We start from the raw sequence: 19,683 nt of genomic DNA, 5'->3' as shown, positions 1-19,683 counted from the left end.
CCGCACACAGATGAAGATCGCGATCTCCGAGGCAGGCGCCAATGCGGCGACGGCCCCCAAGGGCAGTCGGATCCAGCGGGTCGGCGACTTCTACAACGCTTTCATGGACACCGCCGCGCTGGATGCCGCAGGGCTTGCACCATTGCAGCCGGAACTGGATCGCGTCGCCCGGATGTCGGACATGGATGACCTGATCCGCTTTATCGGCAACATGGTCCACATCGGTACGCCGGCCCTGCTGATGGGGTTCGGGCCCGAGGTCGATCTGGCCGACAGCACGGTCTATGCGACCTATGGCGGGTCAGGGTCGTTCGGGGCGCCCAAGGAGTTCACCGATCTTCTGGGCAACAGCGCAGGAGCGCACCTTCTGGAAGCCTACCGCGCCTATGTTCAGGCGGTCATGGAAATTGCCGGGCGCAGCCCAGAGCAGGCCGCCAGATCGCAGACACGGTGCAAGACATGGAATCCGCGAAGAAGGCGGGCAAGCTGACGCCCGAAGAGATGGTCGTTCCGCGCGTGTTCAACAACCCGATGTCGGCCAGCGAGTGCCAGGCCCTGATTCCGGACCTGGATCTTGCCACCTATTTCGAAGTCATCGGCTTCCCCATGCCCGCCCGCCTGATCATCGCCGAGATGCGCTAGTTCCCGGTAGGTTCGCAGCTTCTGCACGACCTGTCGATGCAGGATTTCCGGGACTGCTTCGCCTTCCACTTGCTCGACAATTCCACCCAGGTCCTGTCCACCGAATTCGACGAACCCAAGCGCGCCTTTTTCGCGGTCCTGACCGGAATGGACGAGGCACCGCCACTGGAAGAACGGGTGCTGGCCTTCCTGCAGGAAGCCCTGGGCCGTCCGCTGTGCCCGGTCTACGTGGATCTCTTCTACTCGGAAGGCGCTCGACATAGTGACAGGGATCCAGACCGTGTTCATCGACCGCCTGCCGTCGCGCAACGGGCTGTCCGAGGAAACCAGTGCCGCCGCAAAGCACAAGCTGGAAAACTTCTACTACAAGGTCGGCGATCCGGATGAATGGATCGATCACAGCGGGGTCGAGATCGGCACAGACGCGGTGGCGAACCTGAAGTACATCGCGGGCTTCCTTGACGACCGCCTGCGCGCGCGGACGCAAAGGCCGGTCACCCACGATCAGTTCAACACCGAATCCACCCTGCCGATCGTCGTCAACGCCGCCTACAACACCACATACAACAGCTTCGACGTGCCCGCAGCGATCCAGCAACCGCCGGTGCTCGAACCCGAGACGGATGCGCCGATCTGGGTCTGCCGCCAGGGCGGGATCATCGCCGGGCTGTCGCCCTCGCAGCGGTGTTTCATTGCCTGGAGCCAGATGCGGACGTGGAAGCCGACCGAGCAGTTCATCCGCACCATCGTCGCCGCGGATGGCCACCCGCCCGCCGAGTATCGCGCCTATGCCCCCCTTCAGCATGTGAAGGCCTTCTACGAGGCGCTCGACATTACCGAGGGCGATCCCATGTGGTTGCCGCCCGAGCAGCGGGTGAACGCCTGGTAGGCAGCCTGCGCTGTTTTGGGCAGGGGGCGCAGCGGCGCTGCTGTGCCTATTGTTGCACGGAAAGAACAGCCCGTAGCAGCACAGTACCGATATCCAGAAACGAAAAGGCCGCGCCCCGATGACAACGTCGAAAATCCCGAGCAACCGGCGCGGATTTCTTGCCCTGGGCGGCGCCGTGGCCCTGTTGGCCGGGGCGCCCGCATTGTGGCGCGTCTTCGCGCCCGGATTGTCGGCACCGCCGCATCCATCAGTACCGGGGTTCTTTCAGTTGGAACAGGGGGCGGTGACCGGGGCCTTCGATCCGCTGGTGGGGCTTCAGGATGGCCCCCGGATTGCGCCCGCCGAGATCACCGACCTCTGCGCCGCGTTGTTCCGCGCGCCGCTTGAGGGGCGCGTGCCGCTGGCGTACTTCACCGACATCAACTGCCCCTTTTGCCGGACCATGGAGCCGTGGATCACCGCGCTGGACCCGGCAACGGTGGCCGTGACGGTGCATGATCTGCCGCTGCTCGGCGCAGCCTCTGTCGCGGCGGCGCGGGCCATCGTGGCAGCAGAGTATCAGGGAGCCGCGTCCAAGATGCGTAGCCGCCTGCACCGCACCCGCTTCCAGCCCGACCCGCCGTATCTGACCGCGCTGGCCGAGGGTCTGGGGCTGGACGCCCCGCGCCTGTTGCAGGACATGGAGCGTCCCGAGGTGACCGCCCGGATCGCCACCAGCCTCGGGCTGGCGGCACGCTTCCAGATCCCCGGCACCCCGGCGTTGGTGGTGGGGTCGGTACTGGCGGTGGGCAACCGCAGCAAGGCCGAGGTACAGTCCCTGATCGATCAGGCCGAGACCGGTGTCTGCACCTGAGGCGCTTGTGCGGGCAGGTCCGCAACAACGACCCGCCCGTCCAGAGCCGAGTCCTGCGCCGCCTGTCCCATCAGAACCGCGCGCAACCCGTCGTCGAAGCTGACCTCGACCGTTCCCTGTCCGCGCAGTACCTGCAGGAACTTCTGATGCTGGTAGAAGGTCGAGCCGTTGTGATCGCCCGCGTCCAGCAGCGCCTCATCGACCGGTATCTCCAGCATCTGCGGCCGCTTGGGATGGCGCGGCGACACGATCACCCGTGACACCGGCGGCGGGCCAAGATCGGCAGGCCAGAACCGGGTCGGCCCCGGCACCCTGGCCTCGATCTTGCCCAGCGGACCGATGGCGGTGATCTCTTCCTGAAACTCGGATCCTTCCGCGAACATGCACAACTCCAGCATCCCGCGCGCGCCATTGGCAAAATCCACGATCACATAGGCGTTGTCCCAGATGTCCGGCGGGCCGTCGGCTGCATCCTCGGCCTTGTGGTTCACGTCCTGCGCACCCGAGGCCATGATCCGCACCGGCTCTGCCCCCACCACCAACCGCATCAGGTCGAAGAAATGGCAGCATTTCTCGACCAGCGTGCCGCCGGTGCGGGCGTTGTAGCGATTCCAGCCGCCCACCTTGTCGAGAAAGGGAAAGCGATGTTCGCGGATGGTCAGCATCCGCACGCCGCCGGTGACCTCGGCCACCTTGTCGAGCAGCGCCGCGATGGGCGGCATGTAGCGGTATTCCATCGCCACCCAGATCGGCGCCGGATAGCGCGCGTGCAGCGCCGCCAGCCGGGCCGCATCGGCGGGATCGGTGAACAGCGGCTTTTCCACCAGCAGCGGCAACGGGCGCGTGGCGGCGATCTGCTCCATCTGCGCCACATGGCAGTCGTTGGGGCTGACGATCACCAGCGCATCCAGATCCGGCAGGGCCAGCAGGTCCGCCAGATCGGCCACCGCCACGGCCCCCGGTACCAGCGCCTGCGCGGCAGCGCGCATTCCCGCATCGGGATCGCACAGCGCGGTCACTTCGGCACCGTCCAGAATCGCGATGTTGCGGATATGCTCCTGCCCCATCATGCCGCATCCGATGATGCCATAGCGCTTTGGCGTCATGCCTGCTCTCCTAGCTATTGCGCGCCACATAGCGGGCGCGGTCGTGGTTGAACCAGGTGCGGGAGACCTCGGGCAGCGCCCCGTCACTGGTGCGGCTCTGGCGCAGGACATGGCCGCAGACCGCGCCCGCGCCACAACCAGTGTCCTGCCCCCAATCGGGCATGGCATCGACGCCGATCCGATCCTCGATGGCGGTGATCCAAAGCCCGAGGGTTTCCCGGTAGTAGAGGTAGAGCGATTCAGACAGCGCCTGCGGATCCAGCCGGTCGGTGATCGCGCCATCCAGCCAGATCTCTTCCGCCGCCACCGCGCGATCGTCCAGAAAACGCAGGCGGCGGATGCGGTGCCCGGTGTCCGAGCCGCCGAAATCCGGCAGATCGGCAGGCTTGGGCAGGCGCGCCACAGACAGCACACGGGCCTGTGGCAGGCCGCCGCCATCCAGCCGTTCCAGCCGGAAAAAGGCATAGATCGAGCCGCCCTGTCCGGTGTCGAGGATGTAGTTCCCCGACCCTTGCCGACGCTCCAGCACGCCCTGATCCTCCAGCCGCGCCAGCGCCTTGCGCAGGGTGCCGACGGCAATGCCCATGCCGTCCGCCATCTGCCGTTCGGGCGGCAGGCGATCGCCCACGCGCAAGCGTCCGGCCGCGATTTCACGTACCAGAAACTCGGCAATCTGCAGATACTTGGGCAGTGCCGCACGATCGGCCACGCCATCCCCCTCCCGAATTGATTTACTATTGATGCAGCAATTGCGCGATGCTAGGCAAGAGGAAACAACGGGGGGAATTCGATGACGGTGGTGCCAGTCACATCCGCAGATCTTGATGCATCCGAGGTGTCGTGGTTCTCGGCCCTGTGTTCGGACGACTATCGCTTGCTGGGCGTGCCCGAGGGCGACCTGCGGTCCAGTTTCGCGCATTGCTCGGCAATCCTGCGCGAGGCCGAATCCCAGGGATTCCGCAACATCCTGTGCCCCTCGTCCTACCAGGTCGGGCAGGATACGCTCAGCTTCGTGGCCGGATGCGCGCCGATCACCGATCGCATCAACATGCTGGCCGCCGTGCGTTGCGGCGAGATGCAACCGATCATGCTGGCCCGCACCATCGCCACGCTGGATCACATGTTGCAGGGTCGCCTGACGGTCAACATCATCAGCAGCGACTTTCCCGGAGAGAAAGAAGACAGCAGCTTCCGCTACCAGCGCTCGCGCGAGGTGGTGGAGATCCTGAAACAAGCGTGGACGCAGGACCAGATCACCTACAAGGGGCAGGTCTATGACTTCGAGGGGCTGACCACCGACCCCGCGAAACCCTATCAGACCGGCGGGCCGCTTCTGTATTTCGGCGGCTATTCCCCTGACGCGCTGGACCTCTGCGGCCAGCATTGCGACGTCTACCTGATGTGGCCGGAGCCCAAGGATCAACTGGCCGAACGCATGAAGGCCGTCAACGCCGTGGCCGAGAAATACGGCCGCACGCTGGACTATGGCCTGCGGATCCACACCATCGTGCGCGACACCGAGGCCGAAGCCAAGGAATACGCCGAACACCTGGTGTCGAAGCTGGATGACGAATACGGCCAGTTGATCCGCGAACGGGCACATGATTCCGGCTCGCTGGGGGTCTCGCATCAGGCCCGCGCCCGCGCGCTGGCCGACAAGTTCGGCTATGTGGAGCCGCATCTGTGGACCGGCATCGGCCGGGCCCGGTCGGGCTGTGGTGCCGCGCTGGTCGGATCCGTCGATCAGGTGCTGAGCGAGATCGAGGCCTATCGCAAGATGGGCATGCGCGCCTTCATCTTCTCGGGCTACCCGCATCTGGAAGAATGCAGGATTTTCGGGGAAAAGGTTCTACCTCATCTCAAGACCTGTTCGCTGCCGCACGCCTATGGCCGGGTGCCGGACAAGACCCCGATGACCCCTTTAGGAGCCGGAGAGCGCAAGTAATGGATCGTGTTTCCCTGTCCCCGACATTGGACCTGTCGCGCATCGTCTATGGCATGTGGCGGCTGGCCGATGACGACAACATCTCGCCGGCCCATGTGCAGGCCAAGATCGAAGCCTGTCTTGCACAGGGCATCACCAGTTTCGATCAGGCCGACATCTATGGCGGCTACACCTCAGAGGCGGTTTTGGGCAGCGCCCTGCGGGCCGCCCCGGCCCTGCGCGACCAGATGCAGATCATCACCAAATGCGGGATCGTTGCCCCGGCGGGGCGCTATTCCGATGCGCGGGTGAAATACTATGACACCTCGCGGGCACACATCGAGAAATCGGTGGACCTTTCCCTGCGCGAGATGGAGATCGAGCGCATCGACCTGCTGCTGATCCATCGCCCCGATCCCTTCATGAACGCCGACGAGACCGGCACCGCGCTGGATGACATGGTGGCCTCGGGCAAGGTCGGGCATGTGGGCGTGTCGAACTTCCTGCCCGCCGAATTCAACCTGCTGCAATCGCGCATGTCCACGACGCTGATCACCAACCAGATCGAGATCAGCCTGCTGGCCTCGGACCCTTTCCGCAATGGCGAACTGGCCACGCTGATGCAGGCCGGCGTCGCGCCGATGGCCTGGTCACCGCTGGCGGGAGGCGCCTTGTTTGCCCCCGAAAACAGCGCCCTGCACGACAAACTTGCAGCCTTCGGCGAAAAGCATGACGTCGATGCCAGTGCCGTGGCGGTGGCCTGGCTGCTGGCGCATCCCGCCCGCATCCTTCCGGTCATGGGCACCAACAGCCTGGCACGGATTGCACGATTGTCCGAGGCGTGCAAAGTGGAGATGTCGCGGGAGGACTGGTTCGACTTCTACACGGCGGCCCTGGGACAAGAGGTGCCTTGAGCATGGACGGGAGCAGCGCGATTTCGATAGAGACATTCCAGCCCGCACCCGACACGCAACGGGCCTATCGCACCGCGCTCGGCTCGTTCGGCACTGGCGTCACGGTCATCACCACCACCACCGACCTGGGCCCCTGCGCCATTACCGTCAACAGTTTCGCCAGCGTCTCGCTGGAGCCGGCACTTGTGCTGTGGTCGGTGGACAAGGCTTCGGACCGCTGCGCCGCCTTCGCCGAGGCCCGACACAGCGCGATCCACGTGCTGGAACGCGGCCAGCAGGATCTGGCCTGGCGCTTTGCCCGCGACGGCTTTGATTTCGCGCAGACCGACTGGCAGCCCGACGGTAACGGAGTGCCCTGTCTGGGCGGCTGCCTGACGCGCTTTGATTGCGAAACCGTGGCGGCCCATGATGGCGGGGATCACATTATCCTCGTGTCGAAAGTGACCAGTGTCTCGGCGCGCCACGGCCTGCCCCTGCTCTTCGTGCAGGGCAAATTCGGAAGTTTCTCCACCTCCTGAGCATACAGGAGGGGAGACCATGGGCCGCAACGTCGGCCCGATCAGGGAGGATCACGGCGGATGCCCATTCTGCTGGCGCTGCTGCGCCCGTTCGAGATTGTCAACACCGCCATGGGGCGGCTGGGCCAGGGCGTGACCGTGGTCGCCATGGCGCTGATGGTGATTGTGATCCTGATCCAGGTGGTGTTCCGCTACGTTCTGAACAACGCCCTGCCCTGGCCGGACGAAGCCGCGCGCTTCCTGATGCTGTGGATGACCGGGCTGATCGCACCCTACGCCTTTCGCCGGGGCGGTTTCGTCGCCATCGACATGGTGGAACGCGCGCTGCCGAAACGGGTGGCCGCGGTGCTGTCGCTGGTCCTGCTCAGCCTGTCGCTGATCGTGCTGATCGTCGGCGTACAGCTGGGCTACAACCACACCATGTCGGGCTGCCTGTTCAAAAGCGCGACCCTGTGGATGCCCTTTACCTTCAGTTTCGCGATGCCCCTGCCCGGTCTCGACCTTTCGCTGACCCTGTGCACCAAGGCCGATGCCGCCTTCGCGCTGACCTGGGGCTGGGCCAAGATGCCGCTGGCGATGATGTATGCCTCGCTCTACGTCGGGCTGATCCTGCTGGTACTGGTTAATGTCGAATTGCTGCTGCGCGGGCTGGCGACCTTGCTGGGCCTTGAGGACCAACTGCGTACGCTGCCGCACGATGTCGTGGAGGCCGAGTGATGCTGATCTGGTTCCTGCCCGTCTTCCTGATCTTCCTGATGGTCGGCCTGCCGGTGTTCTTCGCGCTGCTGGCCGCCCCCGGACTGCTGTTGTGGCTGAACGGGCAGGAGCGCGACATCGCCCTGCTTTATCGCAATGTCTACAACGGTATGGACAGCTTCCCGCTGATGGCCATTCCCTTCTTCATGCTGGCGGGCGAGTTGATGAACCGCGGCGGCATCACAGAACGGCTGGTGGAATTCGCGCAAGCCCTGATGGGGCATCTGCGCGGCGGGCTGGCGCATGTGAACGTGCTGTCGTCGATGCTGTTTGCCGGGCTGTCGGGTTCGGCGGTGGCGGACACCTCGGCGCTGGGGTCGATGCTGATCCCGGCGATGGAACGCCAGGGCTATACCCGCCGTTTCGCCGCCGCCATCACCGCCGCCAGTTCGGTGATCGGCCCGATCATCCCGCCCTCGGGCATCATGATCATCTATGCCTATGTCATGGGCGAAAGCGTGGCCGCGCTGTTTCTGGCGGGCATCGTGCCGGGGATCATGGTCGGGGTCGGGCTGATGCTGATGGTCAAGGTCATGGCCGACCGTTATGACTTTCCCATCGCCTCGGCCAAGACCACATGGCGGCAGCGGGGACACGCCAGCCTGCGCGCCTTCTTTCCGCTGATGACCCCGGTCATAATCCTGGGTGGCATCCTGGGCGGCGTCTTCACCCCGACCGAGGCCGCGACCGTCGCCGTCGCATATGCCCTGCTCATCGGCTTTTTCATCATGGGCAGCCTGAAATTGGCGGATCTGCCCGACATTCTGGCCAAGGCCGGCACCACCTCGGCGGTGGTGCTTCTGCTGGTCGGCGCCGCCATGGCCTTCAAGACCGTGGTCAGCCTGTCCCACGCCCCGGAGATTCTGGCCGAGTTCATCCTTGGCCTCAGCCAGAACCCGCTGGTCCTGCTGTTCCTGATCAACCTGCTGCTGTTCATTGTCGGCATGTTCCTGGACGCGGGCCCGGCGATCATCATCCTTGGCCCGATTCTGGGCCCGATCTTCGTCGATCTGGGCGTTGACCCAGTGCATTTCGCCATCATCATGAGCGTCAACCTGACGGTGGGGCTGGCCACGCCGCCCATGGGGCTGGTTCTGTTCGTCGCCTCGTCGGTGTCGGGCGAACGGGTCGAGACAATTTCCAAAGCCATCCTGCCGTTTCTGGCCGTCGAGGTGGTGGTGATCTTCCTGATCACCTTCGTCCCCGCCTTCTCGATGACCATCCCCCGCCTCGCGGGCTTCGTGAACTGAGCAAACAAAACAACTACAGGGAGAGAGACATGCTCAAGAACCTAACCAAACCGCTTCTGGCCGCGGCCCTTGCGGTCACGCCGATGGCGGCCATGGCGGCGGATTACACGCTGCGCGCCACCGCCAACGCCAACGAGGCCGACGAGGATTACGACGGCCTGATCGTCTTCAAGAACTTCGTCGAGGCGGCCTCGAACGGCGCCATCGAGGTCGAATTGTTCATGGGCACGCAGCTGTGCTCAAACGGGGCGGAGTGCCTGCAGGGCATCGCCGATGGCTCGATCGACATCTATATCTCGACCTCGGGCGGGGCGGCGGGGATCTTCCCCTATGTGCAAGTGCTGGATCTGCCCTATCTGATGGCCGACGACCGCATCGCCGAAGCCGTGCTGCAGGGCGACTTCACCCGCACCATGCGCAATATGGCGCTTGAGGATTCCGGCGGCACCATCCGCCTGATGACCATCGGCAACACCGGCGGCTGGCGCAACTTCGCCAACACCAAGCGGCGCGTGCAGACCCCGGCCGACATGGAAGGGCTGAAGATCCGCACCGTGGTCGCCGACCTGCCGCAGGAACTGGTGCGCGCGCTTGGCGCCTCGCCGACCCCGATCCCGTGGCCCGAACTGTTCACCTCGTTCCAGACCGGCGTCGTCGAAGGCTCCAAGAACGGCATCACCGACATCATGGGCATGAAATTTCCCGATGCCGGGCTGCAATACGTCACGCTGGACGGCCACGCCTACATGGGCGCCCTGTGGTGGATGAACAACGCCCGCTTCATGGAGATGCCGGAAGGCCTGCGCCGCGTCGTGGTCGATGGGTTCTATGCGCTGCAACAGGCCACCTTTGCCTCGCCCAAGCGAAAATCCATCGCCGCCTATGAGGAATTCGTTGCCGGTGGTGGTGACCTTTACGTGCCGACGCCCGAGGAAAAGGCCGCGTTCAAGGAAGCCGCCGCACCGGTCTACGAATGGTTCAAGCAGAACGTGGATCGCGGCGAGCCGATCTTCACCGCCCTGACCGAGGCGGTGGCCGAGGCCGAGGCGGAACTGGACGCCGCGCGCAGCGCCGACCTGCAATAATCCCTACTGCGGGCCGGCCCGGCGTCGGATTGGCCCGCAGTCCTGCTTGACGTGCACGTAACGTTGCGTCACGGCACGTTATTCTATCCTTCACTCCATTGTGCGCAGGATCGCCCGGGGCCATATCCAAGGTGAGAGTGAGGATAGACAGATGACCTTCCATCGCAGGACATTTCTGGCAGTATTTGCCGCCCTGTTTCTGGGCGCCGCGCCGGTTGTGGCGGCCACCGTTGTCGCGGATGAAGCCGTGTCGGGGGAGTTTGGCAACAACCCCAACCAGTCCGCCGTTTTCGGCAAGGACGTGGGCACCGTGATCGGCGGCCAGAAGAACAACGGCGACAGCGATTTCCTGTTCTTTGACGGTTTCGAAGACGGCACCACCTCGCTGGACTTCTCCTTCACCAATGTGGGGGGCAACTGGGGCGGCCTGAACCTGCGCATCAAGGACGAGGCGTTCAAGAACAAGAACGACTGGTGGTCGCTGGAATTCGGGGCCAGCTACGACAAGATCAGCGACAGCACCCCGCTGAAGATCTCCTTCGCGCTGGATGGATACACCGGCCCGCTGGCCGTGGCGGTCGACTTCTTCAACGCCGATTTCAAGAACGGCAATGGCGTCAGCTACGTCATCACCAAGTCCGGTGGCCTGCCGCCGAGCAATGCACCGGCGCCGATTCCGCTGCCCGCAGGGCTGCCACTGGCTGCCACTGGGCTTGGCGCGCTGGTGCTGGCGCGCCGCTTCCGCCGCAAGAGGTAACGATCTGGGGAGAGGATCCCTCCGCACCCTGGACCGATCCGATCAGGCAGGCCAGATGGCCTGCCTTTTGTTTTTGGCGCCACCGCGCCGCGCGTCAGGTTTTTGCCGACGCCTCATCCAGCCCAGCCCCACAAGCCCGGCCAGCGCTGATCCCAGGGCCAGCGCTGCGGGCGGCACCGGCGCCGGGTGGACGGATTCGAAGCGAATATCGACCCTTTTGAAAATGGTGAACACGTCATTGTCCGGGCGAATGAAATGGGTGCCCACCGTGGTGCCGAACTTGCCCTTGAAGGTGTCGTCATGGCCCTGCCCCATGCCCTCACCCGGCGCCGCGATATGCGGTTCCTCGACATTGAACAGCCAAACCCGAATCCGCTTCCCGTCCAGCTTCGGCACCCGGTTGCCGTTCATGTCCAGCCGGTAGTTCAGGTAGTCGGATGCGGTGAATGTCCTCGGCAGGGAGGCATAGCCGCTGATGGCCTCGGACGGGTGCGGGTGGGTCAGATGAGTGTACCCGATGGACGAGAAGCTCATGGTTTCGCTTCCCGCCGCGCTGGCATCGCCCGAAAAGGTTACCGTTCCGGCAACCTTCCAATGGGCGCCGCCCATGGAAAAGAACACCGACTCGGAATACGGCCCCCGCGGCCGGTCGTCCTCAAGATCGATCCTGAACCAAAAGGCTGAATTGTAGATTTCGTCGGTATTCGGCGTGATCTCCTTGGCGGACATCACCACGGCCATCGCGGTGCCTGGCCACAGCAGCGCCATCAGCAGAACCAATCTCAGCATCCCACGTCCCCCCTTGTAGTGTGGATGGGACACGGCGGCACGGCTGCGCGGGGCGGATTGGACCCCGGCCCACCGAGGCCGTGTCGGTCTGACATTCTGCAACTATAGCGGAATTTGGCGCGCGGGTCACGCGCACCCCTGCAAGCCGCGCTTGACAGCGCCCCCCTGCCGGTCCCCCCTAGCGGAACGGATACATCCAGACCCGGTAATCATCGACCATCATATGCGCCTGCGCGATTTCCTCCGCCGTCATCTTCTTGACCACCTCTTCCTGGCTGATCGCCGCGTCGGGATCGCCGCCAATGGCGGACAGCACGTACCACGCATAGGCGCGCACGAGATCCGGCGCGGGCATGCCACGGCCAACCTCGTAGTACCAGCCGACCCCCGATTGCGCGCCGGGATGGCCCTTCATCGCCGAGCGCAGATACCAGTCGAAGGCGCGCTGGTCGTCCCGCGCCACCCCCAGCCCCATGGCATACATGACGCCAATCAATTCCTCGGCCTCGGCATTGCCGGACCGGGCCGCAGGCCACAGCGCGGCGCGGGCATCCTCGAACGCTCCGGCCTCCATCATGTCGCGCGCCTCTTCCAGATCCGCGACGGCCGGTCCGGTCAGCGCCAGACACACCGCAATCGCGGCGGCACCAAGGCTGTGGTTCTGGGTCATCTCCTGCTCCTTCCGCTGGCGGCGGTGGCCGGGCCGCACAGCTATCCCTTGCCGGACCCGATCACGGCAGAGGATTTCCACCCGTTCGATCCCGCCAAGGCGAAACTGGGCCAGTTGCTGTTCTTCGACAAGATCCTTTCGGGCAACCGCAACATCGCCTGCGCCACCTGCCACCACCCTGAACACGCGGGCAGCGACGGGCTGAGCCTTGGCATCGGCGAGGGCGGCGTGGGATTGGGCCCCGAGCGCACGGCGGGCAGCGGCCCCGACCGCATCGCCAAGCGTATCCCGCGCAATGCCCCCAGCCTGTGGAACCTCGGACACCGCGACATCCGGGTGATGTTCCACGACGGGCGGCTGGAGTCGTCGAACCTCTACGGCAACGCCTACAATTCTCCGGCGCAGGAATGGCTGCCGCCGGGTCTGGATACGCTGATCGCGGCGCAGGCGGTGTTTCCGCTGGTGGCGCAATTCGAGATGGCAGGGAACCCCAAGGAGAACGAGATCGCGGGCGCGGTACACGACCGTATCGACGCCGCCTGGCCGATCCTGGCCAAACGGGTGCGCATCCTGCCCGCCTATGGCGCGGGCTTCGTGGCCGCCTTCGACACCATCGACCGCCCCGCGCAAGTCACCATCGTCGAGGTGGCCGAGGCCATCGGCGACTATATCAACGCCGACTGGCGCAGTTTCGACAGCCCCTTCGATGCCTATCTCGCCGGCGATCCCGATGCCCTGAGTGCCCAGGCGCGGGCCGGGCTGAACCTGTTCTATGGCAAGGCCGGTTGCGCGCGCTGCCATTCCGGCCCGTTGCTGACCGATCAGGATTTTCACGCCATCGGCCTGCCGCCCTTCGGACCGGGCCGCACCCGTCCCTTCGATCCGCACGCCCGCGATGTCGGGCGGATGGGCGAAAGCGACCGGTTGGAGGATGCCTATCGCTTCCGCACCCCTTCGCTGCGCAACGTGGCGCTGACCGGGCCGTGGGGGCATAACGGCGCCTACCCGACCCTGCGCGGCATCGTTGAGCACCACCTCGACCCCGACGCGGCGCTGGCCCGGTGGCAACCCGAAATGGCCGGACTGCCCGATGCCCCTTGGTTGAGCGCTGTCGATTTCATCGTCTGGCAGGACAAGGCGGAACTGGCCCGCCAGGCGGCCCGGCGCGACCTTGCGCCCGTCGATCTGACCGTGGCCGAGGTCGACGCCCTGCTGGCCTTCCTGCACGCGCTGACCGGCGCCACCGCCGGGCAGCATCCGCTGGGCCGGCCCGATGCCGTGCCCAGCGGTCTGCCCATGGACTGAGCCTTCAGTCCCGTGCGCGCCGCCGCGACCGCAGGCCAGCCAGCGCCAGCAGCCCGCCGATCATCAGCGCGCCTCCCGCTGGCAGGGGCACAGGCGACGCGCCGCTGCTGGGGGCTGGCGCCGACGACCCGGCCGCGACATCGGTATAGTAGCGCACCGTCCCGCTGGTCCGTCCGCGCAATTCGGGCGACAGGGTAAAGTAGTGCTGGATCGCGCCGTTGCCGCCGTTCCAGTTCAGCAGTTCCAGCACCGCGCTCACGTCGAAGGTGGACCCAACCGCCACGCTGCCGCCACTGATGCCGCCCGAGTCATGATCGAAACTGCCGCCCGGAGACCCGACGCGCCCGATCTTGCTGCGCGTCTCGCCATTGACCGTGGCCACCAGCTTGCCCGCCTTGCTGTATTTGCTGTCGCCCTCGGCATATCCCACATCGACCCCGTAATAGCGCACCAGCCGGGCAAAGATCCGCACCTCCTCGGGCGGCAGGCGTCCGCGCACCTTGCAGACATCGTCCAGCCCCGGATCGGTGAAATCGCTCATCACACTGTAGGTCTGCGTCTGGAAGCTGATCGGCGCCGCAAGATCATACTGCGGCCGGCCGTTCTTGTCGGTCATGCCGCTGGGCGTGTGCTTCTGCAGCGTCAGCGCGTTGCCATAGTTGGTGTCGGGATCCAGCGTGATCTGCCAAGCCACGTCATGGGTGTGCACGCAATCGCGCGAGCCCGCCTGGGCAGAGGTGGCCGCGCACAGGGCGGCCATCAGGACAACAACAGGTTTCATCGAATGCTTCCCTTGAACAACGGGCGCGGATCCCCCGCGCCACTCAACTTCCGGATGCACCGTAGAACCCCCAGGATGCCTTCGGAAACGTGTATTTTGGAATGTGTTTTTTTGTGCGCTAACAGTGAGGCCGGCGTAACAAAATTGCGCCAGCAGAATCAGGCGGCGCAATTGACCCTTCGTCAGCGGCGCCTTGGCAGCGGCGCGGCGCTTCAAGAGCGGCGGAGATTTTGTCACACCACAGCGCGGATGACGTGTATTCCAGATTCCTGTTTACTGGCGGGGCGCAGCAGACCAGGCGCGGATGAGCAACAGCCCGAAATCCTTGTGAAAATCCTAATCGTGAACGACTTTACAGCTTTTCGACGAAAGCGGCAAAATCGTTGACAAAAAAGGCGTGGAATATCTACGACTTATTCTGGTGTTTTCAAATGGTGATAAAGTGACTACGGGACAGTCGGGACATGTGCTCATATCCGCATTGCTGCGGGCGCATGACTGAACGCGAAGTTGACTAATGACGGGAGGACTCCGATGACGGGTCAAAGTCAGGACACAGCAACCTATCCGCCGAGCGCTGAGATCGCCGCAAACGCGCATATTGATGCCGAAACCTACAATCGTATGTACGCGGAGTCGATTTCCGACCCCGATGCCTTCTGGGGCGAGCACGGCAAGCAGCTGGACTGGATCAAGCCGTATACCAAGGTCAAGGACACCACCTTTGACTTCGGCAAGGTGTCCATCAAGTGGTTCGAGGACGGCACCCTGAACGTCTGCGCCAACTGCGTAGATCGCCACCTTGAAACCCGGGGCGACCAGACCGCCATCATCTTCGAACCCGACAACCCCGAAGAGCCGGCGCAGCACATCACCTACAAGGCGCTGCACACCGAAGTCTGCAAGATGGCCAACATCCTTGAGGGCCTTGGCGTCCGCAAGGGCGATCGCGTCGTCCTCTATCTCCCGATGATCCCGGAAGCCGCTTACGCCATGCTGGCCTGCGCCCGGATCGGGGCCATCCATTCGATCGTGTTCGCCGGCTTCTCGCCGGACGCGCTGGCCGCCCGTGTGAACGGGGCCGACGCCAAGGTCGTGATCACCGCCGACTACGCCCCGCGCGGCGGTCGCCAGACCCCGCTGAAGTCGAACGCCGACGCCGCCCTGCTGCACTGCAAGGACTCGGTCAAATGCCTGGTGGTCAAGCGCACCGGTGGCCAGACCACCTGGGTCGATGGCCGCGACTACGACTATTCGGAACTGCATGCCGAGGCCGACGATCACAGCCGCGCCGTGGAAGTGAACGCCGAAGACCCGCTGTTCGTGCTCTACACCTCGGGCTCGACCGGCCAGCCCAAGGGCGTCGTGCACAGCTCGGGCGGCTACCTGCTGTACGCCGCGATGACCCACAAGTACGTCTTCGACTACAAGGAAGGCGATGTCTTCTGGTGCACCGCGGACGTGGGCTGGGTCACCGGCCACAGCTACATTGTCTACGGCCCGCTCGCCAATGGCGCCACCACGGTGATGTTCGAAGGCGTGCCGACCTATCCCGACGCCTCGCGCTTCTGGGAAGTCTGCGAGAAGCACAAGGTCAACCAGTTCTACACCGCGCCGACCGCCATCCGCGCACTGATGGGCAAGGGCACCGAGTTCGTCGAGAAAGCCGACCTCTCCAGCCTGCGCATCCTCGGCACCGTGGGCGAGCCGATCAACCCGGAAGCCTGGAACTGGTACAACGACAATGTCGGCAAGGGCAAATGCCCGATCGTCGACACCTGGTGGCAGACCGAAACCGGCGGTCACCTGCTGACCCCGCTGCCCGGCGCCCATGCGCTGAAGCCCGGATCGGCCATGAAGCCCTTCTTCGGCGTCGAGCCGGTGGTTCTGGATCCGCAGTCGGGCGAGGAAATCCACGAAAGCCCGACCGAAGGCGTGCTCTGCATCAAGGCCAGCTGGCCCGGCCAGATGCGCACCGTCTATGGCGACCACGAGCGGTTCGAGAAGACCTATTTCTCGGACTACAAGGGCTACTACTTCACCGGTGACGGCTGCCGCCGTGATGCCGATGGCGACTACTGGATTACCGGCCGCGTCGATGACGTGATCAACGTGTCCGGCCACCGGATGGGTACCGCCGAGGTGGAAAGCGCCCTGGTCGCTCATGCCAAGGTCGCCGAGGCTGCGGTGGTGGGCTACCCGCACGACATCAAGGGCCAGGGCATCTACTGCTATGTCACCCTGATGAACGGCGTCGAGCCGACCGAGGAACTGCGCAAGGAGCTGCGCACCTGGGTCCGCACCGAGATCGGCCCGATTGCCGCTCCGGACCTGATCCAGTGGGCGCCCGGCCTGCCCAAGACCCGGTCGGGCAAGATCATGCGCCGCATCCTGCGCAAGATCGCGGAAGACGATTTCGGGGCGCTCGGCGATACCTCGACGCTGGCCGAACCGGCCGTGGTCGATGATCTCATCGAAAACCGCATGAACAAAAAATAAGTCATGGACGGAGCAGACATCGTGACCACGACACCCGCAGTCCTCATCCTTCTCGGCCCTCCGGGCGCCGGGAAGGGCACCCAGGCCCGGATGCTGGAAGAGAAATTCGGCCTCGTCCAGCTGTCCACCGGCGATCTGCTGCGCGCGGCGGTTGCCACGGGCACCGACGCCGGCAAGGCCGCCAAGGCGGTGATGGAGGCGGGCAAGCTCGTCTCTGACGAGATCGTTTTGGCCATCCTGAAGGATCGCCTGGCCGAGGATGACACTCAGAAGGGTGTCATTCTTGACGGCTTCCCGCGCACCACCGGACAGGCCGAAAGCCTGGACGCGCTGCTGGAAGAAACCGGACAGAAGATCAACGCCGCGATCTCGCTGGACGTTGAGGATGAAGCCATGGTCGAGCGGGTTTCGGGCCGCTACACCTGCGCCAAATGCGGCGAAGGCTACCATGACAGCTTCAAGCAGCCCGCCGTTGACGGGACCTGCGACAAATGCGGAGGCACGGAGTTCAAGCGCCGGGCCGACGACAATGCCGAAACCGTGCGGTCCAGGCTTGAAGCCTACCACGCGCAAACGGCGCCGCTGATCGACTACTACGACGCCAAGGGCGTCCTGCAACGCGTTGACGCCATGGGCGACATCGACGCGATCGCGCAGGGCCTCGGTCGCATCGTGGAAGACGCTTCGGCGTAAGGGAGAGCCGGCTCCCCCCGGTGGGACTTGGGGGGGTGTCGGCAGAGCAACCGCTTTCACCATTGGATTTTGGAACACACCGTTCCGGGCTCCGGGAAAGCATGTCTTAAAGGGAGAGACCGCTATGGCGGATAATTCGTCCAACAACGCCTACTGGCAAGCGAACCTGAATATCATCAAGGTTTGCCTCGCCATCTGGGCCCTCGTTTCCTTCGGGTTCGGCATCCTGCTGCGCCCGCTCCTCAAGGGTATTCCGGTGGGTGGCACCGACCTGGGCTTCTGGTTCGCCCAGCAGGGCTCCATCTTGGTATTTCTTGCCATCATTTTCTTCTACGCATGGCGCGTAAACAAGCTCGACGCAGAGCACGGCGTCGAAGAGTAAGGGACAGGGAACGATGGATCAGTTTACCCTCAACTTGCTGGTGGTCGGCGCGACTTTCGCGCTCTACATCGGCATTGCAATCTGGGCCCGTGCGGGCTCGACCTCGGAATTCTACGCAGCCGGTCGCGGTGTGCACCCGGTTGTCAACGGGATGGCCACGGGCGCTGACTGGATGTCGGCCGCCTCGTTCATCTCGATGGCCGGCCTGATCGCCTTCGGCGGTTACGCAACCTCGTCCTACCTGATGGGCTGGACCGGCGGCTACGTGCTTCTGGCGCTGCTGCTTGCCCCCTACCTGCGCAAGTTCGGCAAGTTCACCGTGCCGGAATTCATTGGCGACCGTTTCTACAGCCCGACCGCGCGTCTGGTGGCCGTGATCTGCCTGATCACCGCCTCGATCACCTATGTGATCGGTCAGATGACCGGTGTTGGCGTTGCCTTCTCGCGCTTCCTGGAACTGGACAACACCACCGGCCTGCTCATCGGCGCCGCCATCGTGTTCGCCTACGCCGTTCTCGGCGGCATGAAGGGCGTCACCTACACGCAGGTGGCTCAGTACTGCGTTCTGATCACCGCCTACACCATCCCGGCGGTCTTCATCTCGCTGCAACTGACCGGCCACGCCATCCCCGGCATCGGCCTGTTCGGCAACGACGTCGCCTCGGGCGAGCCGCTGCTGGAGCGTCTGAACCAGGTTGTCACCGATCTGGGCTTTGCGGATTACACCGCGCAGGATGGCACCCCGTCCGCGGTCATCAACATGGTGCTCTTCACCTTCTCGCTGATGATCGGTACCGCGGGTCTGCCCCACGTCATCATCCGCTTCTTCACCGTTCCCAAAGTGGCTGACGCCCGCTGGTCGGCTGGCTGGGCCCTGGTCTTCATCGCCCTGCTGTACCTGACGGCTCCGGCGGTTGGCGCCATGGCGCGACTGAACCTGGTCGACACCATCTATCCGAACGGTGTGGCCGAAGAGCCGATCGAATACGCAAGCCGTCCCGACTGGATGACCAACTGGGAAAAGACCGGCCTGCTGAAGTTCGAAGACAAGAACGGTGACGGCCGCATCCAGTGGTACAACGACGCCAACTCGACCTTCGACGCCGATGTGGCCACGCCGCGCGGTTGGAAAGGCTCCGAGCTGACGGTGAACCGGGACATCATCGTTCTTGCCAACCCTGAAATCGCACAGCTGCCCGGTTGGGTTCTGGCAATCGTCGCCGCCGGTGGTCTTGCCGCCGCGCTGTCGACCGCTGCCGGCCTGCTGCTCGCGATCTCGTCCTCGGTGTCGCACGACCTGATCAAGGGTCAGCTGAACCCCGGCATCTCGGAAAAGGGCGAACTGCTCTGGGCGCGTATCTCGATGGCGGTTGCCATTGGTGTCGCCACCTACCTCGGCCTCAACCCTCCGGGCTTCGCTGCTCAAACCGTGGCACTTGCCTTCGGTCTGGCCGCCGCGTCGATCTTCCCGGCTCTGATGATGGGCATCTTCGTGAAGCGCATCAACAACAAGGGCGCTGTTGCCGGCATGGTGTCGGGTCTGCTGTTCACGCTGATCTACATCTTCATGCACAAGGGCTGGTTCTTCATCGCAGGGACCAACCAGTTCCCTGACACCATCCAGGGGTCGCTGCTGGGCATCCAGTCCACCGCGATCGGTTCGATCGGTGCCCTGGTGAACTTCGTGGTCGCCTACTTCGTGTCGAACGCCACGGAAGAGCCGCCGCAGGAGATCCAGGAACTGGTGGAAAGCATCCGCATCCCGAAAGGTGCCGGCGCTGCTGCCATCGACCACTGATCTGGTCCTGACAAGATCCGCCGGGGCGCCCAACGCGCCCCGGCCGCAGCCATCGCTGGGCGCGGCACAGGC

The 19,683-nt window shown here is 64.4% G+C and carries 21 protein-coding genes; 16 read left to right on the top strand and 5 right to left on the bottom strand.

The window, feature by feature from the left end:
- The first annotated feature begins 10 nt into the window (after positions 1–10).
- The 4 genes from AB0T83_RS13815 to AB0T83_RS13800 all read left to right on the top strand — a co-directional run bounded on the left by AB0T83_RS13815 (position 11) and on the right by AB0T83_RS13800 (position 2,384).
- Complete coding sequence (locus AB0T83_RS13815) at positions 11–490, top strand: M13 family metallopeptidase N-terminal domain-containing protein (RefSeq protein WP_366193738.1); 480 nt, start codon at positions 11–13, stop codon at positions 488–490.
- On the top strand, positions 460–642 hold the full coding sequence (locus AB0T83_RS13810) for a hypothetical protein (protein WP_366193737.1): 183 nt from the start codon (positions 460–462) through the stop codon (positions 640–642). The genes AB0T83_RS13815 and AB0T83_RS13810 overlap by 31 nt, the downstream gene beginning before the upstream one ends.
- A 262-nt stretch (positions 643–904) precedes the next feature.
- Entirely contained in the window at positions 905–1,531 is a 627-nt protein-coding gene (locus AB0T83_RS13805; protein ID WP_366193736.1) for a M13-type metalloendopeptidase, read from the top strand.
- 118 nt (positions 1,532–1,649) lie between these two features.
- Positions 1,650–2,384 carry a DsbA family protein gene (locus AB0T83_RS13800; RefSeq protein ID WP_366193735.1) on the top strand — a complete coding sequence of 245 codons (735 nt, stop codon included), beginning with the start codon at positions 1,650–1,652 and terminating at the stop codon, positions 2,382–2,384.
- Here AB0T83_RS13800 and AB0T83_RS13795 read toward each other — a convergent pair.
- The gene (locus AB0T83_RS13795) at positions 2,357–3,490 is read right to left on the bottom strand and encodes a Gfo/Idh/MocA family protein (RefSeq protein ID WP_366193734.1); all 1,134 of its coding nucleotides are present in this window, start codon (positions 3,488–3,490) and stop codon (positions 2,357–2,359) included. The genes AB0T83_RS13800 and AB0T83_RS13795 overlap by 28 nt on opposite strands.
- Positions 3,491–3,500: 10 nt before the next feature.
- Positions 3,501–4,199, bottom strand: coding sequence for a GntR family transcriptional regulator (locus AB0T83_RS13790; RefSeq protein ID WP_366193733.1), 699 nt, complete (start codon positions 4,197–4,199; stop codon positions 3,501–3,503).
- Positions 4,200–4,280: 81 nt separating this feature from the next.
- Between AB0T83_RS13790 and AB0T83_RS13785 the strand changes: the two genes are divergently transcribed.
- The 7 genes from AB0T83_RS13785 to AB0T83_RS13755 all read left to right on the top strand — a co-directional run bounded on the left by AB0T83_RS13785 (position 4,281) and on the right by AB0T83_RS13755 (position 10,694).
- Positions 4,281–5,435 carry an LLM class flavin-dependent oxidoreductase gene (locus AB0T83_RS13785; protein ID WP_366193731.1) on the top strand — a complete coding sequence of 385 codons (1,155 nt, stop codon included), beginning with the start codon at positions 4,281–4,283 and terminating at the stop codon, positions 5,433–5,435.
- Positions 5,435–6,328, top strand: a complete 894-nt coding sequence (locus tag AB0T83_RS13780; RefSeq protein ID WP_366193730.1) for an aldo/keto reductase — start codon at positions 5,435–5,437, stop codon at positions 6,326–6,328. Before AB0T83_RS13785 ends, AB0T83_RS13780 begins: the two co-directional genes overlap by 1 nt.
- Positions 6,329–6,330: 2 nt before the next feature.
- A complete protein-coding gene (locus tag AB0T83_RS13775) occupies positions 6,331–6,846 on the top strand; it encodes a flavin reductase family protein (RefSeq protein WP_366193728.1) in 516 nt (171 codons plus the stop codon).
- A 60-nt stretch (positions 6,847–6,906) separates the two neighbouring features.
- Positions 6,907–7,563, top strand: a complete 657-nt coding sequence (locus AB0T83_RS13770; protein ID WP_366193727.1) for a TRAP transporter small permease — start codon at positions 6,907–6,909, stop codon at positions 7,561–7,563.
- Positions 7,563–8,852, top strand: coding sequence for a TRAP transporter large permease (locus AB0T83_RS13765; RefSeq protein ID WP_366193726.1), 1,290 nt, complete (start codon positions 7,563–7,565; stop codon positions 8,850–8,852). The genes AB0T83_RS13770 and AB0T83_RS13765 overlap by 1 nt, the downstream gene beginning before the upstream one ends.
- 29 nt (positions 8,853–8,881) lie before the next feature.
- Positions 8,882–9,937, top strand: coding sequence for a TRAP transporter substrate-binding protein DctP (dctP, locus tag AB0T83_RS13760; RefSeq protein ID WP_366193724.1), 1,056 nt, complete (start codon positions 8,882–8,884; stop codon positions 9,935–9,937).
- A 151-nt stretch (positions 9,938–10,088) separates the two neighbouring features.
- Positions 10,089–10,694, top strand: a complete 606-nt coding sequence (locus AB0T83_RS13755; protein ID WP_366193722.1) for a VPLPA-CTERM sorting domain-containing protein — start codon at positions 10,089–10,091, stop codon at positions 10,692–10,694.
- 42 nt (positions 10,695–10,736) lie between these two features.
- Here AB0T83_RS13755 and AB0T83_RS13750 read toward each other — a convergent pair whose 3' ends face one another.
- Positions 10,737–11,483 (bottom strand): hypothetical protein, encoded by a 747-nt coding sequence (locus AB0T83_RS13750; RefSeq protein WP_366193721.1) that lies wholly within the window; start codon positions 11,481–11,483, stop codon positions 10,737–10,739.
- Positions 11,484–11,661: 178 nt separating this feature from the next.
- Positions 11,662–12,153 carry a tetratricopeptide repeat protein gene (locus tag AB0T83_RS13745; protein WP_366193719.1) on the bottom strand — a complete coding sequence of 164 codons (492 nt, stop codon included), beginning with the start codon at positions 12,151–12,153 and terminating at the stop codon, positions 11,662–11,664.
- Between AB0T83_RS13745 and AB0T83_RS13740 the strand changes: the two genes are divergently transcribed.
- A complete protein-coding gene (locus AB0T83_RS13740; protein ID WP_366193758.1) occupies positions 12,145–13,458 on the top strand; it encodes a cytochrome-c peroxidase in 1,314 nt (437 codons plus the stop codon). The two genes, AB0T83_RS13745 and AB0T83_RS13740, sit on opposite strands and share 9 nt — an antisense overlap.
- A gap of 4 nt (positions 13,459–13,462) precedes the next feature.
- On the opposite strand, the gene AB0T83_RS13735 is transcribed toward AB0T83_RS13740, so the two are convergent.
- On the bottom strand, positions 13,463–14,239 hold the full coding sequence (locus AB0T83_RS13735; RefSeq protein ID WP_366193717.1) for a hypothetical protein: 777 nt from the start codon (positions 14,237–14,239) through the stop codon (positions 13,463–13,465).
- A 534-nt stretch (positions 14,240–14,773) separates the two neighbouring features.
- On the opposite strand from AB0T83_RS13735, the gene acs reads away from it, so the two are divergent.
- From acs to AB0T83_RS13715, 4 genes are all read left to right on the top strand, one after another.
- The gene (acs, locus tag AB0T83_RS13730; protein WP_366193716.1) at positions 14,774–16,738 is read left to right on the top strand and encodes an acetate--CoA ligase; all 1,965 of its coding nucleotides are present in this window, start codon (positions 14,774–14,776) and stop codon (positions 16,736–16,738) included.
- A 3-nt stretch (positions 16,739–16,741) separates the two neighbouring features.
- Positions 16,742–17,431, top strand: coding sequence for an adenylate kinase (locus AB0T83_RS13725; protein ID WP_366193715.1), 690 nt, complete (start codon positions 16,742–16,744; stop codon positions 17,429–17,431).
- A 124-nt stretch (positions 17,432–17,555) separates the two neighbouring features.
- On the top strand, positions 17,556–17,813 hold the full coding sequence (locus AB0T83_RS13720) for a DUF4212 domain-containing protein (RefSeq protein ID WP_193141151.1): 258 nt from the start codon (positions 17,556–17,558) through the stop codon (positions 17,811–17,813).
- Positions 17,814–17,826: 13 nt separating this feature from the next.
- A complete protein-coding gene (locus tag AB0T83_RS13715) occupies positions 17,827–19,611 on the top strand; it encodes a sodium:solute symporter family protein (protein ID WP_366193713.1) in 1,785 nt (594 codons plus the stop codon).
- The last annotated feature ends 72 nt before the right edge of the window (positions 19,612–19,683 follow it).

Origin of the sequence: Meridianimarinicoccus marinus (assembly GCF_040689105.1) — a bacterium.
GTDB lineage: Bacteria > Pseudomonadota > Alphaproteobacteria > Rhodobacterales > Rhodobacteraceae > Meridianimarinicoccus > Meridianimarinicoccus marinus.
Note: the sequence above shows the minus strand (reverse complement) of the source record. Positions and strands in the feature narration are given on the sequence as shown.